General features: G+C 66.3%; 14 protein-coding genes. 13 read left to right on the top strand and 1 reads right to left on the bottom strand.

The window, feature by feature from the left end; genetic code table 11:
- The first annotated feature begins 8 nt into the window (after positions 1-8).
- From ACWGRX_RS18300 to ACWGRX_RS18315, 4 genes are all read left to right on the top strand, one after another.
- Entirely contained in the window at positions 9-1,532 is a 1,524-nt protein-coding gene (locus tag ACWGRX_RS18300) for a tripartite tricarboxylate transporter permease (protein ID WP_291638944.1), read from the top strand.
- A gap of 138 nt (positions 1,533-1,670) precedes the next feature.
- Positions 1,671-3,458 carry a thiamine pyrophosphate-binding protein gene (locus tag ACWGRX_RS18305; RefSeq protein ID WP_452118703.1) on the top strand — a complete coding sequence of 596 codons (1,788 nt, stop codon included), beginning with the start codon at positions 1,671-1,673 and terminating at the stop codon, positions 3,456-3,458.
- Between the two features lie 16 nt (positions 3,459-3,474).
- On the top strand, positions 3,475-4,413 hold the full coding sequence (locus ACWGRX_RS18310; RefSeq protein WP_291638942.1) for an NAD-dependent epimerase/dehydratase family protein: 939 nt from the start codon (positions 3,475-3,477) through the stop codon (positions 4,411-4,413).
- A 1-nt stretch (position 4,414) separates the two neighbouring features.
- Entirely contained in the window at positions 4,415-6,091 is a 1,677-nt protein-coding gene (locus tag ACWGRX_RS18315; protein ID WP_452118704.1) for an FAD-dependent oxidoreductase, read from the top strand.
- 4 nt (positions 6,092-6,095) lie between these two features.
- Here the strand turns inward: ACWGRX_RS18315 and ACWGRX_RS18320 are convergent, their stop codons facing one another.
- Positions 6,096-6,563 (bottom strand): type II 3-dehydroquinate dehydratase, encoded by a 468-nt coding sequence (locus ACWGRX_RS18320; RefSeq protein WP_452118705.1) that lies wholly within the window; start codon positions 6,561-6,563, stop codon positions 6,096-6,098.
- Between the two features lie 121 nt (positions 6,564-6,684).
- Between ACWGRX_RS18320 and ACWGRX_RS18325 the strand changes: the two genes are divergently transcribed.
- From ACWGRX_RS18325 to ACWGRX_RS18365, 9 genes are all read left to right on the top strand, one after another.
- A complete protein-coding gene (locus tag ACWGRX_RS18325) occupies positions 6,685-7,050 on the top strand; it encodes a cupin domain-containing protein (RefSeq protein ID WP_291647538.1) in 366 nt (121 codons plus the stop codon).
- 3 nt (positions 7,051-7,053) lie between these two features.
- Positions 7,054-8,040, top strand: coding sequence for an NAD-dependent epimerase/dehydratase family protein (locus tag ACWGRX_RS18330; RefSeq protein WP_452118706.1), 987 nt, complete (start codon positions 7,054-7,056; stop codon positions 8,038-8,040).
- Positions 8,037-8,954, top strand: coding sequence for an NAD-dependent epimerase/dehydratase family protein (locus tag ACWGRX_RS18335; protein WP_291638937.1), 918 nt, complete (start codon positions 8,037-8,039; stop codon positions 8,952-8,954). Before ACWGRX_RS18330 ends, ACWGRX_RS18335 begins: the two co-directional genes overlap by 4 nt.
- A 174-nt stretch (positions 8,955-9,128) precedes the next feature.
- Positions 9,129-9,950 carry an IclR family transcriptional regulator gene (locus ACWGRX_RS18340; RefSeq protein WP_452118707.1) on the top strand — a complete coding sequence of 274 codons (822 nt, stop codon included), beginning with the start codon at positions 9,129-9,131 and terminating at the stop codon, positions 9,948-9,950.
- Positions 9,951-10,027: 77 nt separating this feature from the next.
- Positions 10,028-10,684, top strand: coding sequence for a hypothetical protein (locus ACWGRX_RS18345; protein WP_452118708.1), 657 nt, complete (start codon positions 10,028-10,030; stop codon positions 10,682-10,684).
- 42 nt (positions 10,685-10,726) lie between these two features.
- Positions 10,727-11,749, top strand: coding sequence for a Gfo/Idh/MocA family protein (locus ACWGRX_RS18350; protein ID WP_452118709.1), 1,023 nt, complete (start codon positions 10,727-10,729; stop codon positions 11,747-11,749).
- A 22-nt stretch (positions 11,750-11,771) separates the two neighbouring features.
- The gene (locus ACWGRX_RS18355; protein ID WP_452118710.1) at positions 11,772-12,626 is read left to right on the top strand and encodes an NAD-dependent epimerase/dehydratase family protein; all 855 of its coding nucleotides are present in this window, start codon (positions 11,772-11,774) and stop codon (positions 12,624-12,626) included.
- Positions 12,627-12,659: 33 nt separating this feature from the next.
- Complete coding sequence (locus ACWGRX_RS18360; protein ID WP_452118711.1) at positions 12,660-13,487, top strand: sugar phosphate isomerase/epimerase family protein; 828 nt, start codon at positions 12,660-12,662, stop codon at positions 13,485-13,487.
- The gene (locus tag ACWGRX_RS18365) at positions 13,484-14,560 is read left to right on the top strand and encodes an SDR family oxidoreductase (RefSeq protein WP_452118712.1); all 1,077 of its coding nucleotides are present in this window, start codon (positions 13,484-13,486) and stop codon (positions 14,558-14,560) included. The genes ACWGRX_RS18360 and ACWGRX_RS18365 overlap by 4 nt, the downstream gene beginning before the upstream one ends.
- Positions 14,561-14,562 lie beyond the last annotated feature (2 nt).

Consider the following 14,562-nt stretch of genomic DNA (forward strand, 5'->3'; position numbering starts at 1 on the left):
AGGCGATAATGCTCGGTTCCTTTCTCTACGAGATCTACGCCCTCGTCACCCCGCTGAACATGGCCGTGATGGCCGGTTCGGTGACGCTCGGCATCGTCTTCGGCGCACTTCCCGGGCTCACCGCGACGCTAGCGGTCGCGCTCTTGAGCACCGTCACCTTCACCCTGCCGGTCGAGCTCGCCATGGTCGCGTTGATCGGCGCCTATGTCGGCGCGATCTACGGCCCGAGCCATGCCTCGATCCTGCTCGGCATCCCCGGAAGCGCCGCCGGCGCCGCGACAGCGCTCGATGGTCACAAGCTCGCCCTGCAGGGCCGCGCTGGCGAAGCGATTTCACTGGCAACCACGGCATCGGTCATCGGCACGGTGATCGGCCTGTTCGCGCTGATCGCGCTCTCGCCGATCCTGGTCAAACTCGCCCTGCAGTTCACCTCGGCCGAGTTCTTCCTGCTCGCGCTGTTCGGCGTGCTGATCTGCGGTTCGCTGACCTCCGAAGACATGCCGGCCAAGGGCTGGGTCGCCGGTCTGCTGGGACTGCTGATCGCCTCGGTCGGCATGGAGACGATCCAGGGCTATGCCCGCTTCACCTTCGGCATTCCCGAACTGGCGGGCGGGATCGACTTGGTCCCGGTGATCCTCGGCGGCTTCGCCATTCCGCAGATCATCCGTGTCCTGCGCGATCTCGACAGCCACCGCGGCAGCGTCAGCGGCGTCAACAAGCTCTGGCCACGCTGGGGCACGCTCTGGCGCGCCAAGTTCGGCATTGCCCGCTCGGCCTCGCTCGGCGTCGGCATCGGCGTGATCCCGGGCGTCGGCGAGGATATCGCCGCCTGGGCCGCCTATGACGCGGCCAAGAAGGCGGACAAGGAGCCCGAGACCTTCGGCCATGGCAATGTCAACGGCGTGATCGCGCCGGAAGTGGCGAACAATGCCTGCATCGGCGGCGCGATCATCCCCGTGCTCACCCTTGGCGTGCCCGGCTCGCCGCCCGCGGCCATGCTGCTCGGCGCGCTCAACCTGCACGGCATCCGGCCGGGGCCGATGCTGACCTTCGAATTCCCGAACTTCATCGCGCAGATGGGCGCGATGCTGTTCTGGGCCGCGATCGGCATCTTCGTCATCGGCCTGTCGATGGCAAAGATCTCGCTGCAGGTACTGCGCCTGCCGGTCGCCATTCTGATGCCCTGCGTCGCCTTCCTCGCCGTACTCGGCTCCTGGGCGCTCGGGCTCAACATGTTCAACATCTACCTGATGCTGGGCTTCGGCGTGATCGTCTATTTCCTTGAGGAGATGGGCTATCCCGTCGCCCCGCTGGTGATCGGCGTGCTGCTCGGCCAGATGGCGGATGTCAGCCTGCGCCGCGCGCTGCTCGGCTCCAATGGCAGCTTCGAGCCATTCCTGATGCGGCCCGTCGCGCTGATCCTGCTCGCGCTGATCATCATCTCGCTCTGCCTGCAGAGCGAGGCATTCAAGCGCGGCTTCGCCAGGCTTTGGACGAAGATCTTCGGCCGCCGCGAGCGCCAGGCAGCCTGACCACCACGATCCACTGCACCGCCCTCTTCCGAGGGCGGTGCAGTGCGCTCAGAAAAGAAATTTCGCAATGTGAGATGCATTGCTATAATATCGCAAATTAATCCCGCCATCGGGCGGACAAGCATAAGGATCGAGACCATGGCCAAGGGCGCCGAGCTGATCACCGAGTTCCTCGTCAAGGAGAAGGTCCCCTACGTCTTCGGCATCTGCGGACACGGCAATGTCGGCATGCTCGACGCGCTCTACTCGGCGCGCGACGACATCAAGCTGATCTCGCCGCGGCATGAGCAGGTCGCGGCGCACATGGCGGACGGCTATTTCCGCATCAAGCATGAGGCCGTCGCGACCCTGACCTCCTGCGGACCGGGCTCGGCCAACATGGTCATGGGCACGGCGCTGGCGATGACCGATTCCTCGGCCTTCCTGGCGATCACCGCCAATGTGCCGACCTCGCAGTTCAACCGCGGGCCGTTCCAGGAGATCAACCGCCACAACCAGGCGGACTTCGCCAATGTCATGCGGCCGATCGTGAAGCGCAGCTTCCAGCCGACGCGGGTCGACATGCTGCCGCTGGCCCTGCGCCAGTCGATGTCAACCATGCTCTCAGGGCGTCCCGGCCCGGTCAATCTCGACGTTCCCTTCAACCTCTTCCAGGAGGAGGACGATGTCCGGCTCGAAAGCGGGGCGCGCGCCATCGTCAACGAGCGCCGCAGCGCCGCCTCGCCCGAACAGGTCTCCGAGACGGTCGACATGCTCCTGGCCTCGGCCCGGCCGGCGCTCTTCATCGGCCATGGCGTCACCATTTCCGAAGCCTCGGAAGAGCTGACCGCGCTCGCCCATCTCCTCTCGATCCCGGTCATCAGCTCGCCCAACGGCATGGGCTGCTTCGACATGGAGGATCCGCTTTCGCTGGGCTTCATCGGCCGCAACGGCGCCTACCCGGCCAACCAGGCCGGCCGGCTCGCCGATCTCGTCCTGGCGATCGGCGCCCGCTTCGACGATCGCTCCTCCTCCTCCTGGATGCCGGGCTATTCCTGGAATTTCCCGGCGACCAAGCTGATCCATGTCGATGTCGACCATGCCGAGCTCGGCCGCAACTACGCGCCCGACCTGCCGATCCTGGCCGATGCGCGCAGTTTCCTGCGTCAGATCCTGGCGGAGCTGGAACGGCGCCGGCCCGATATCACCGCCCACCGCGCCGAATGGCTCGCCATGATCGCGGAATGGCAGAAGGAATGGCAGACTTTCATCTCGCCGAACTTCTCGATCCATGCCAAGCCGATCCGCCCGGAACGGATCGTCGCCGATTGCCGCGCCGTGCTCGACGACGACGCGATCCTGACCTTCGACGCCGGCATCCACCACAATTGGTTCATGCAGTTCTGGAAGGCGCGCAAGCCGCAGACCATGCTCAACAGCTGGGGCTTTTCGGGAATGGGCTTCGGCCCGTCGAGCGCGCTCGGCGCCAAGCTCGCCGCACCGGATCGGCCGGTGATCTCGATTGCCGGCGATGGCGGCTTCGCCATGGTCCCGCATGTGCTCTGCACCGCGGTCGAGTACAACATCCCGGTGGTCTGGGTGGTCTGGAACAACTTCGCCTGGGGCGCGATCCGCGACATCCAGTACGGGCTGTTCGACGGACGCGAGATCGGCACCGCCTTCTATGCCGGTCCCAATGGCGAGCCCTACAATCCCGACTTCGCGGCCTGGGCGCGCGCCGCTGGCGTCGAGGCCGTCACGGTCACCCGTTCGGAGGATTTCGCGGCCGCACTCGAGCATGCGGTGAAGGCCAATAAGCCCTATCTGCTCGACGTGCATGTCGATGCCGATATCCGCCCGCCGGCCACCGGCGCGTGGGAGCTGCCGCCCATTCCCTACAAGGAGCCGGTGTTCGGCAAGCGCATCCTGCAGGGCATCGACGCCTGAGCGAACGGGACTGGACATGGCGCGTATTTTTCTGACCGGCGGCGGCGGCTTCATCGGATGTGCCGTCGCCTCTGCCCTCGCGGCGCGAGGGGACGAGGTGACGGCCTTCGACATCGGCGAGAGTCCGGCCTTGAAGGCATTGCGGGCCCGCGCCGCCAATGTCTCCTTCGTGCCGGGCGAGCTGACCGAATGGCCGCAGCTCGCCGAGGCGATGAAGCAGGCCCGCCCCGATGCGGTGATTCACTGCGCCGCGGTCGTCGGCATCGTGAACTCGCTGGCAAGCCCGCTCTATACCATGCGCGTCAATGTCGAGGGCTCGCTCAACGTGCTCTCGGCAATGCGGCTTCTCGAGGTGAAGCGGCTGATCAATCTGTCTTCCGAGGAGGTTTACGGCCCCTTCACACGGGAGGTCATCGACGAAACCCATGCCTGCTTCCCGACCCAACCCTACGGCATCTCAAAATTCGCCGTCGAGCAGCTCGCGCGCGACTTTGCCCGGGCCAACGGGCTGGAGGCGATCCATATCCGCACCTGCTGGGTCTATGGCCCCGGCCTGCCGCGGCCTCGCGTCCCCAAAACGCCGATCGAAGCGGGACTGGCCGGTCGCGCCTTCCATATTCCGAACGGAGCCGGCTACCGGGTCGATCAGGTCTATATCGACGACCTCGTCGCCGGGCTTCTCGGGGCGCTCGACCATCCCGGCCACCAGCATGACGTCTACCACATCACCAGCGGCGAAGCGCACAGCCTCGCCGAGATGGTCGAGATCATCCGCGAGCTCATTCCGGGCGCGCAGCTGTCGATCGGCGACGGCGCCTACGAGGTCGCCGGCGAGACGGCCGTCCGCAAGGGAGCGCTCGATTGCAGCCGCGCGGCGGACGCCTTCGGCTATCGGCCACGCTATCCCCTGCGGGAAGGGCTTGCTGCCTATGTCGATGCGCTGAGGCGCGGCTGAAATGGCACCTGCGGCGGAGCGTTCAGCGCAAGGCTATGACGTCATCGTCATCGGCTCCGGCGCCGCCGGGCTGACCGCGGCCTGCGCCGCCGCCGATGGCGGCGCGCGCGTCCTGCTGCTGGAGGGATCCGACCTCATCGGCGGCACCACGGCCGTCTCCGGCGGCATGGCCTGGCTGCCGGGCTCCGCCGAACATGGCGACGACCGCGCAGCGGCAAGCCGCTACCTCGACGCCGCCGCCCCCTGCCCGCCGAGCCCGGCCCGCGACGCCTTCCTCGATCATGCCGATGTAGCGCGGCGCTGGCTCGATGCCCGCACCAGCACCAAGCTCGCCGCGGTTCCGAGCTATCCCGACTATGATCCGGACCTGCCCGGCGGCACATTGCGCGGGCGCTGCTTCGCCGCCCTGCCCTTCGACGGGGCCGAACTCGGAGCCTGGTTCCCCCGGCTGCGGCCGCCGCTGCCGGAATTCATGCTGATGGGCGGCATGATGGTCGGGCGTGCCGACCTGCCGCATTTCCAGAACGTCCTGCGCAGCCCGCGCTCGGCCGCCCGCGTCGCGAGCCTGGTCGCGCGCTACGCGTTCCAGCGCCTGAGGCATCCCCGCGGCACCACGCTCTTTCTCGGCAATGCACTGGCCGGGCGCCTACTCAAATCGGCGCTGGACCTCGGCGTCACGATCGAGACCGGCGCGATCGTCTCCGCCCTGCTGCCCGGCAATGGCGGCGTCGCCGGCGTCGAGATCGCCGGAGGCAGCGCCAAGACAAGGACCGTCGCGGGCAAGGCGGTCATCCTGGCGAGCGGCGGCTTCTCGCACGATGCCGAATTGCGGCGCCTTCATTTGCCCGGCGCGGCCCAGAAGGTGACGGCGAACGTCGCATCGCCCGGGCCGACAGGCGCGCGCCTCGCCGAACCATTCGGCGCGCGCATCGAGGCGGGGCACGAGAACCGGGCCTTCTGGGTGCCTGGCTCGACCTTCTCCCGCGCAGACGGCACGCCGGGGGTCTTCCCCCATACCGTAACCGACCGCGGCAAGCCGGGGCTGATCGCGGTCGACGCGACCGGACGGCGTTTCGTCAACGAAGCCCGCTCCTATCATCACTTCGTCATGGCGATGCTGGAGGACGCGCCGACGAGGACGCCGGCCTATCTGATCTGCGATGCCGATTTCCTCTGGAAGTACGGGCTCGGGCGCCTGCGCCCCTTCCGCCTGTCGACGCGCAGCGAGCGCCGCAGCGGCTATCTCATCCAGGCCGCCACGATCGGCGAACTGGCGCGGCGCCTCGGCCTCGATATCGGCACCCTGGAAGAGACCGTTGCGGGCTATAATGCCGGCGCCGAGCAAGGACTCGATCCGGCCTTCGGGCGCGGCGGCGACGCCTATCAACGCCATCTCGGCGACGGCGCGCACCGCCCCAATCCCTGCATCGCCCCGATCCGACGCGCGCCCTTCTACGCGATCGCGGTCCAGCCGGCCGATCTCGGCACCGCAGCCGGCCTGCGTACCGATGCGAGGGGCCGCGTGCTGGATGGCTCGGGCACGCCCGTGCCCGGCCTCTATGCCTGCGGCAACGACATGAACTCGGTCATGGCCGGCTTCTATCCCGGCCCCGGCATCACGCTGGGGCCGGCCCTGACCTTCGGCTATCTGGCAGGTCGCGATGCCGCGGCCCTTTGAGCTTCTAGGCGACGCGAGCCCGCCGGTTGAGCAGGCGCAGCAGCCCGTCGAAGCCGAGATAGTAGGAATCGGTCCCGAAGCCGAGCACGAAGCCCTGGCAATGCTCGGCGGTCAGGGAATGGAAGCCGCCCACGATCGTCTTATGGGTGATGTGGACCTCGATATAGGGCAGCGTCGGCTTCACCGCAGCGAGGCAGTCACGCAATGCGAAGCCGGCATATTGCAGCCCGGCCGGGTTCATCAGCAGACCGTCGAAGCCCTCGTCAGCGGCGGCATAGATACGGTTGAGCGCCTCGCCCTCGATATTCGTATAGAAAATCTCGAGATCGACGCCGCGCTCCTCGGCGTAATCCAGCATCATGCGGTCGAGATCGGCAGCGGTGGTCGTGCCGTAGAGCGCTGGCTCCCGCTTGCCGAGATAATTCATGTTCGCGCCCTGCAGCAGCAGGATCTTCCAGCGACGTGGTGCCAATTCTCTTCCTCCATCCGCGGCTCCTGTCTCGGGCCGCCTCACGGAGAGAGTATGGCATATTCCGCATTGACAAAAAATATCTCACATTGAGAAATATGCACGACAACCCAAGGAGGATGAGTTGAGCAGCCGTAAAGCCGTGATCCGGAACATCGCGGAAGTGCCGTGGAAGCAATTCCCCAATCACTTCGGCGGCGCGCTGTCGAAGCCGCTCGTCGATGAGGAAGGGCTGGGCGCCAGGCAGATCGACCACCGCATCTCGTCCTATGAACCGATGGCCTATGTCGCCCGCCACAAACATGCGGTGCAGGAGCAGATCTATCACGTCCTCTCCGGCGAGGGCCTGTTCGAGTACGGCGACGAGAAGCGCGTCGTACGCAGCCACGACGTCGTCTTCATTCCTCCGGGGATCGAGCACGCCTTCTACAATACCGGTCTCGAAAACCTCGTCTTCCTGGTCATCACCTCGCCGATCCGGGACGAGTAGATCATGGCGCTGTTGATCACCGGCGCGACGGGGCATGTCGGGCTGACGCTGGCGACGCTCACCGGCCGTGCCGGGATCGACGTCGTCGCGCAGCACCGCTCGCCGGTGTCGCAGGCGCAGAAGGACCGCGCCGGCCCCCGGGTGCGCTGGGTGCGTGCAGCACTCGACGATCATTTCTCACTGGCTGCGCTCGCGGCCGAATACGGTATCGACGGCGCGATCCATACCGCCGCCGTGCCGAACGACCGTGTCGCCGCCGCGATTCCGTGGGAAACGGTGCAGACCAACGCCACCGCGACCGCCGCCCTTCTCGAACTGGCGCGCATCCAGAACTGGCGCCGTTTCATCTATGTCAGCTCCGGCTCCGTCTTCCAGAAGGAGATGGACCTGGTACAGTCCCTGACCGAAGACACCCCGCTTTCGCCGGCGACGCTCTATGGCTCCACCAAGGCGGCGGGCGAGCTCTTCGTCGGGATGTATCGCAAGCAATACGGGCTCTCCGCCGCCACGGTCCGCATCTCCTTCGTCTACGGGCCGCCGCTGGTGCCCGCCGAGCGCGACCTGCCGCGCGGCCCCGTCGTCGCCTTTCTGAGCGAGGCCCTGCGCGGCATCGCGATCCGCGAACCGGCAGGAGGGGATTTCCGGGCGAGCTTCACCCATGTCGACGACGTCGCCGAGGGCTTGCTGGCCGCCTACCGCACCGAGCGCCTGAACCACGACGTCTACCATCTCGGCCATGGCCGGAACTGGGACACTTTCGAGGTCGCCGAGGCCGTCAGGGCCGCCGTTCCCGGCGCCACGATCGAGATCGGCCCGGGCACTGCGCCCTGGACCACCTTCAATCGCATGCGCGGGCCACTGGCCGGCCGTCGCCTCGCCGACGATACCGGCTTTGTACCGCGCCTGCCGCTCGAGGACGGCGTTGCCGCCTTCGCGCAATGGATCAAGCAGAACGACCGGGCGCGAGCGCCGACAGGGAGGACAAGATGAACTACGAACGAGTGCTTGTGACCGGCGCCGCCGGCAAGCTCGGCCAGGCGATCCTGCGCGACATGGCCGGCAAGGCTCGGCTCACCGGCTTCGATCTGCATGCCGGCGCCGGCGACATCGACTGGCGCACCGGCACGCTGACCGATGCCGCCGCCGTCGCCGATGCGGTCAAGGGCCAGGACGCGATTCTCCAGGTCGGCGCGATCCCGAACATCTGGTCCGGCAGCGGCGAAGCGCTGATGCAGGTCAATCTGGTCGGCCTGTACAATCTGCTTTCCGCAGCGGAGGAAGCCGGCGTGAAGCGGGTGATCTTCTGCTCCAGCGATTCCGTCGTCGGCTTCACCGTGCATGAGGGCGCGTTGCGGCCACCGGAGCAGCTGCCGATCGACCTCACGCACCCGCTGAACCCGACCGATCCCTACGCCCTCAGCAAGCTGCTCGGCGAGGAGATGTGCCGCAGCTTCACGCTGCGCGGCAAGCTCGAGATCATCGCGCTGCGCCCGGTCTTCGTCGCCTATCCGGAAATGTACGGCGAGATCCGCGCCCGCTCCCGTTCGCCGCAGAGCTACAAGGGCACGCCGGCCGGCGGCCCCTCTTCCGCCGGCGGCGGCCCCTGCTGGCACCATGTCGATCCGCGCGACGCCGCGCGCGCCTTCAGGCTAGCGCTGGAGATGCGCTATCAGGGCTTCGACCGCTTCTTCGTCTGCGGCAACGTCACCTTGCATCCCCAGCCGACGCTCCAGCGCCTGGAAAGCGTCCTCGGCTATCTGCCGCGCCTCGCGAAGCCCGAGATCTACGCGCAAAACCCCTTCGCACCGCTCTATGATCTCAGCCGCAGCCGCGAGATCCTGGGCTTCGACGCCGAGTTCGACGCCCGCGCCGTCTCGCTGCTCCAGGACGGAGAGGCGGCGTGACCAAAGCCGCAAACGGGTTTTGCAGGCGGAGGCGCTGTCCTGCGAAATCAGCTTCAGCGATATGGGATTTCCACCATGAGGATAGTAGATAGACTGCCCGCTACCGATACTTGCTAGCGCGCAACGACGCCGCGCCCGCTCAGGGCGCGGCAAGGCTAAATGCGGAGTCTCAATATGGCCCAGCTCGCCCAGGCTGAGGATACGGACAAGAACGGCACGGATCAGACACGCGAACGCAGCGGCGTCCAGTCGATCGAGCGTGCATTCTCCATCCTCACCCAGATCGCCCAGAATCCGGACGGGATCAGCCTCGCCGATCTCTCGAAAAGCGTAGGCCTCCACACCAGCACGACCTTTCATATCGTCAGAACGATGACCGATCTCGGCGCCGTCAGACAGGATCGCGCGACCAAGCGCTACCATCTCGGAAGGATGATCTTCGGTCTCGCCGCGAGCTCCTCCCGCGAAGTCGATCTCGTCGCGACGGCGACACCCTTCATCGAGAGACTGGCGCAGGAAACCGGAGAAAGCTCGCATTTCGGGCTGCGTTCCGGCGACAAGGTCGTGCTCGCGGCGCGCGTCGCCGGCTCCGGCGCGTTCCAGCTCGTCGAGCGCGTCGGCGCCTTCAGGCCGCCGCATTGCACGGCTCTCGGAAAGATCCTGTTCGCCGCGCTGCCGGACGCCCAGTTCGAGGCCTTCCTCGGCCGTATCGAGCTCACACCCTCGACCTCGAAATCGATCACCGACAAGGCCATGCTGCGCACCGAGATCGAACGGGTCCGCTCGGCCAAGGTCGCCTTCGACGACGCCGAGTTCGACGAGGAGGTCCGTTGCGTCGCCGCGCCCGTCTATGATCACACCGGCCAGGTCGCCGGCGCGATCGGCTTGTCCGGCCCGATCTGGCGGATGAACCTGCAGCGCATGGAGCAGGTCACGCAGCGGGTCCGCGAGATCGCGGCCGAACTCTCGCAGGAACTCGGCTACAGCCCGGCCTGACGATTAGGCCTATCACGTCGTTGTTTTTCTCAATGCAAGATGATATTCTGCATTGAGAAAAACATGGATGAAACGCGATGGGTTGCGGCATATTGGCGATCTGGCACGACATCGTGCCGGAGCATCAGACGGACGTGCTGTCCTGGTACGACAGGGAGCACCATTTCGAGCGGCTCGCCGTTCCCGGCTTTCGCAGCGTCCGCCGCTATCAGGCCGAACCGGGAACCTCGCCCCAGCTCTTCATCCGCTATGAAACGGAGAGTACCGCCACGCTCTCGGCGCCAGCCTATCTCGAGCGCCTGAACCAGCCGACCCCCTGGACCCTGCGTTGCCAGCCGCAGTTTCGCGGCAATTCCCGCACGGTCTGCGAGCGAATCGAGAGCCATGGCGGCGCCGAGGGCGGCTGCGCCGTCACGATCAGACTGGCCGGGCCGATGTCCGCCGAATTGCGGCAGGCCATCGGCCGCGCCTGCGAATTGCCGGGCGCACTCGGCTGGGAACGCTGGGCCGCGGACCTGCAGCGCTCGACCATTCCGACACGCGAAAAGCAATTGCGCGGAGGCGAGGACCGCTATGCCGCGACGATACTGGTCCTGCACACACGCGGTACCGAAGAAGCCGCGGCCTGCCTCGCGATCATGAACCCGGCACTAGCCATGGAGCCACAGGGCACCACCCTGACCGGCACCTATCGGCTGGCATTTTCGGCGAGCAATTTTGCTATTGTAAAATAGCATTTCATATAATAGAAAATCTGAGCACTGATGGAGACGACCATGCGCGTCGCGGCCTTTGGCACGGGCTTTTTCAGCACCTATCATTACGACAGCTGGTCCCGGATTCCGGGGATCGAGCTGGCCGGCATCTGCGTGAATTCCAATGTCGCGCGCGGCGAGGAGTTCGCAGCGCGCTACGGCGCCAGCCGCGTCTACACCGATCCGGCGCAGATGCTGGATGAGGCGAAGCCCGATCTCGTCGACGTCATCACCACGCCGGAAAGCCATTCCGACCTCGTCGGCCTCGCCGTGGCGCGCGGCATCCCGGTGATCTGCCAGAAGCCGCTGGCGCCCAGCTTCACCGAGGCGCAGGCCATCGCCGATCTCGGCACGCGCTCCGGCACGCTGATCGTCGCACATGAGAACTGGCGCTTCCGCCCGTGGAACCGCGAGATCGGCCGGCTGCTGCGCGACGGGGCCATCGGCGAGCCCTACAACGTCACCTTCCGCATGCGGCCAGGCGACGGCCAGGGGCCGGGCGCCTATCTCGACCGCCAGCCCTATTTCCAGCAGATGCCGCGCTTCCTCATCCATGAGACCGGCATTCACACCATCGACGTGCTGCGCTTCCTGATGGGCCGGATCACCGGGGTGTTCGCCCATCTGCGCCGGATCAACCCGGTCATCGCCGGAGAGGATGCCGGATACGTCACCTTCGCCTTCGCATCCGGTGCCGCCGGCATTTTCGACGGCAACCGCCTCGCAGATTTCCAGGCCGAAAACACCCGCCTAACCATGGGCGAACTCCTGGTGGAAGGCTCGGAAGGCGCGCTGCGCGTCGACGGCTACGGCCGAATCTGGCGCCGCGCCCGCGGGGCCACGGAAGTCGAGCACGCCTATCGCTGGGAAAAGCGGGGCTATGCCGGCGATTCCGTGCACGCCCTCCAGAGCCATGTCGTCGACCATCTGCGCGATGGCATGCCGATCGAGAATACCGCCAGCGAGTATCTCGAGGCGCTGCGTGTCGAGGAGGCGATCTACCGGTCGCATGAGACGCGGCGCTGGATCGACCTGAATCAATAAGAGATCGTCCGGGAGGAAAATGATGGCTTACAACAAGATCGTGGTGACCGGTGGCGCCGGTCGCCTGGGACGGTTCGTGGTCGAGCGCCTGAAACAGCGTTACGACGTCTCCGTCATCGACATCCATCCGTCCGACGTGCCGGGCGTGCAGAGCGCGGATGTCGACGTCACCGATCTCGAAGCGCTGACCGCGGCCTTCAAGGGTGTCGATGCGGTCGTCCATCTGGCGGCAGTACCCAATCCGCGCACCAGCTCGCCGGAGAAGTGCTTCCGCGTCAACACCCAAGGCACCTGGGTGGCGCTCCAGGCCGCCGAGGATGCCGGGGTGAAGCGCGTCATCGTCATTTCGAGCGATTCAGCCACCGGCCTGCACTACAATCCCAAGGACTGGGCGCCGCAATACCTGCCCGTCGACGAGAAGCACCCGATCCGGCCGAGCGAAGTCTATTCGCTCTCCAAGGAAGTCACCGAGTCGATCGCGCGCTGCTATTCGGTGCGCGGCAAGGTCGAGGTTCTCGTCATCCGCCCCGGCCACATCGTCTTCGCCCCGGAATATCCGGAACTCGGCACGCGCGGCTCCGACGTCAACAATTATCACCTCTGGGGCTATGTCGCCCCGCAGGACGTGGCGCAGGGTATCCAGCTCGCCCTCGAGCACCCGGACGGTCGCTATGACTGCTTCTTCCTCGGTGCCGCCGACGGCCTCAATGAGCGTCCGACCCTCGAAATCATGAAGGAGCGTCTGGGCTATCTTCCGGAAGTCCGCGGCGATGTCTTCGAGCGCAACCCGAATGCCGGTGTCTTCGGCATCGGCCATGCGCGCGAGGTGCTGGGTTACGAGCCGCAATTCACCTGGCGCGATTTCGGCGCCCGCTGATCCTCCTCAAGCACATTTCAGGAACCCGGCTCGATGACCGATCCCAAGACCATTTTCGCCATCAATACCTATTCCTACACCCTCGACTACAGCGCCGCCGAAACCATCCGCCATCTCGGCGGCCAGGGTTATCCCGGCTTCGAGCTGATGATGTATACCGGCCACTTCTGGCCGGGCGAGGTCGACGAAGCCGCGAAGCGCGATATCCGCAGCGCCGTTTCGAGCACCGGCACGCGGCTCGTTTCCTTCAACATGCCGAATATCGACCTCAACATCGCCGGCGCCTCGCCGGAGGTGCGCGCCTATTCGCTCGGCCTGCTCTCCAACTTCATCCGGCTCGCCGGTGAGCTCGAAGTGCCGGCGATCGTGATCGGCCCCGGCAAGGCCAATCCGCTGTTCTCGCCGGGGCACGCGCTGCTGCTCGGCCATTTCCACAAGGCGCTCGACACGCTCGCCCCGATCGCCAAGCAGGCTGGCGTGCGCCTGCTGGTCGAGAACATGCCCTTCGCCTTCCTGCCGGACGCGGACTCGCTGATGAAGGCGCTGGACGACTACGGCAATCCCGATGTCGGCATCATCTACGACGTCGCGAATGGCCATTTCATCGGCGAGGACCCGTGCGAGGGACTGCGCAAGGTGTCGAAGCGCCTCGGGCTCGTCCATTTCTCCGATACCGGTCGCAAGGTCTACCGCCACGACACGATCGGCCTGGGCGACGTGCCCTTCGCCGCTTTCCCGCCGGTGCTGAAGGAAATCGGCTATGCCGAGCTGCCGGTGCTCGAAGTGATCTCGCGCAATGCCGATGCCGACACGCTCGACAGCGCGACGCGTCTCGCCGCGGTCGGATACGGCCGGGCATGAGCAACACCGTCCGCCGTGCTCTGGTCGTCGGCCCGACGGGCGCCATCGGCAAGGCGCTCGTCGCAGCGATGCGGCGGGCCGGCGGATGGACCGTCTATGGCTTGTCCCGGGGGGCGCCGCCTTCCGGGGCGCAGTTCGATCATCTCGCCGCGGATCTGATGGACCGCGACAGCGTCGCGGCGGCGCTCGCAGGCGCCGAACCGATCACGCATCTCTTCTACGCCGCCCGCGCCGCCCATGGCGAGGGCGGCATCGAGGATGTGGCAAGCAATGTCGCGATGCTCGCCAATGTCGTCGAAGCGGCCGCGGCGCGGTCCTCGGAGCTGCGCCATGTCCATCTCGTCGAAGGCACGAAATGGTATGGCGTCCATCTCGGCCCGCATCGCACGCCATCGAGCGAGGACGACCCGCGCCATCTGCCACCGAATTTCTACTACGATCAGGAAGACGCGCTGATCGCGCTCGCCCGCGGCCAGTGCTGGAGCTGGTCGGCCTGCCGGCCCACCGTGGTCTGCGAATTCGACCCCTCGCGCGCGCGCAATCTGACCGCCATTCTCGCCGCCTATGCCGCGATCTGCCGCGAATTCGGCACACCGCTCGACTTTCCCGGCACCCGGGCCGGCTATGAAAGCCTGAACGAGGTGACTGATGCCGGCCATCTCGCCGACGCGATCCTCTGGCTTTCGACCCGCGAGAGCGGCACCAATCAGGCCTTCAACATCACCAATGGCGATGCCTTTCGCTGGCGGCACATGTGGCCGCGCCTGGCGACGATGCTCGGTCTCACCTGCGGCGAGCCGCGCGACATCCGGCTGGCCGACTGGATGAAGGACAAGGGCCCGGTCTGGGAGCGGATCGTCAGCCGCGAAGGGCTGGTGCCTCAGCCGCTCGAAGCCACCGCGCTCTGGGCCTTCGGCGACTTCGTCTTCCGGCAGGACTGGGACGTGCTTTCCAACCTGACGCGGCTGCGCCGCACCGGCTTCGCCGGATCGATCGATTCCGCCGAGATGTTCGCGCGGCAATTCACCCAGTACCGCGCCGCACGGCTGATGCCGACGGTGCGAGACGCTTGAAA

This window comes from Allobosea sp. NPDC055594, assembly GCF_053618995.1.

What these genes read in the sequence shown, in the direction of transcription:
- ACWGRX_RS18345 (WP_452118708.1), top strand. Translation starts at nt 10,028, where the DNA reads ATGGGTTGCGGCATATTGGCGATCTGGCACGACATCGTGCCGGAGCAT.
- ACWGRX_RS18360 (WP_452118711.1), top strand. Translation starts at nt 12,660, where the DNA reads ATGACCGATCCCAAGACCATTTTCGCCATCAATACCTATTCCTACACC.
- ACWGRX_RS18350 (WP_452118709.1), top strand. Translation starts at nt 10,727, where the DNA reads ATGCGCGTCGCGGCCTTTGGCACGGGCTTTTTCAGCACCTATCATTAC.
- ACWGRX_RS18300 (WP_291638944.1), top strand. Translation starts at nt 9, where the DNA reads ATGCTCGGTTCCTTTCTCTACGAGATCTACGCCCTCGTCACCCCGCTG.
- ACWGRX_RS18310 (WP_291638942.1), top strand. Translation starts at nt 3,475, where the DNA reads ATGGCGCGTATTTTTCTGACCGGCGGCGGCGGCTTCATCGGATGTGCC.
- ACWGRX_RS18335 (WP_291638937.1), top strand. Translation starts at nt 8,037, where the DNA reads ATGAACTACGAACGAGTGCTTGTGACCGGCGCCGCCGGCAAGCTCGGC.
- ACWGRX_RS18315 (WP_452118704.1), top strand. Translation starts at nt 4,415, where the DNA reads ATGGCACCTGCGGCGGAGCGTTCAGCGCAAGGCTATGACGTCATCGTC.
- ACWGRX_RS18305 (WP_452118703.1), top strand. Translation starts at nt 1,671, where the DNA reads ATGGCCAAGGGCGCCGAGCTGATCACCGAGTTCCTCGTCAAGGAGAAG.
- ACWGRX_RS18355 (WP_452118710.1), top strand. Translation starts at nt 11,772, where the DNA reads ATGGCTTACAACAAGATCGTGGTGACCGGTGGCGCCGGTCGCCTGGGA.
- ACWGRX_RS18365 (WP_452118712.1), top strand. Translation starts at nt 13,484, where the DNA reads ATGAGCAACACCGTCCGCCGTGCTCTGGTCGTCGGCCCGACGGGCGCC.
- ACWGRX_RS18330 (WP_452118706.1), top strand. Translation starts at nt 7,054, where the DNA reads ATGGCGCTGTTGATCACCGGCGCGACGGGGCATGTCGGGCTGACGCTG.
- ACWGRX_RS18340 (WP_452118707.1), top strand. Translation starts at nt 9,129, where the DNA reads ATGGCCCAGCTCGCCCAGGCTGAGGATACGGACAAGAACGGCACGGAT.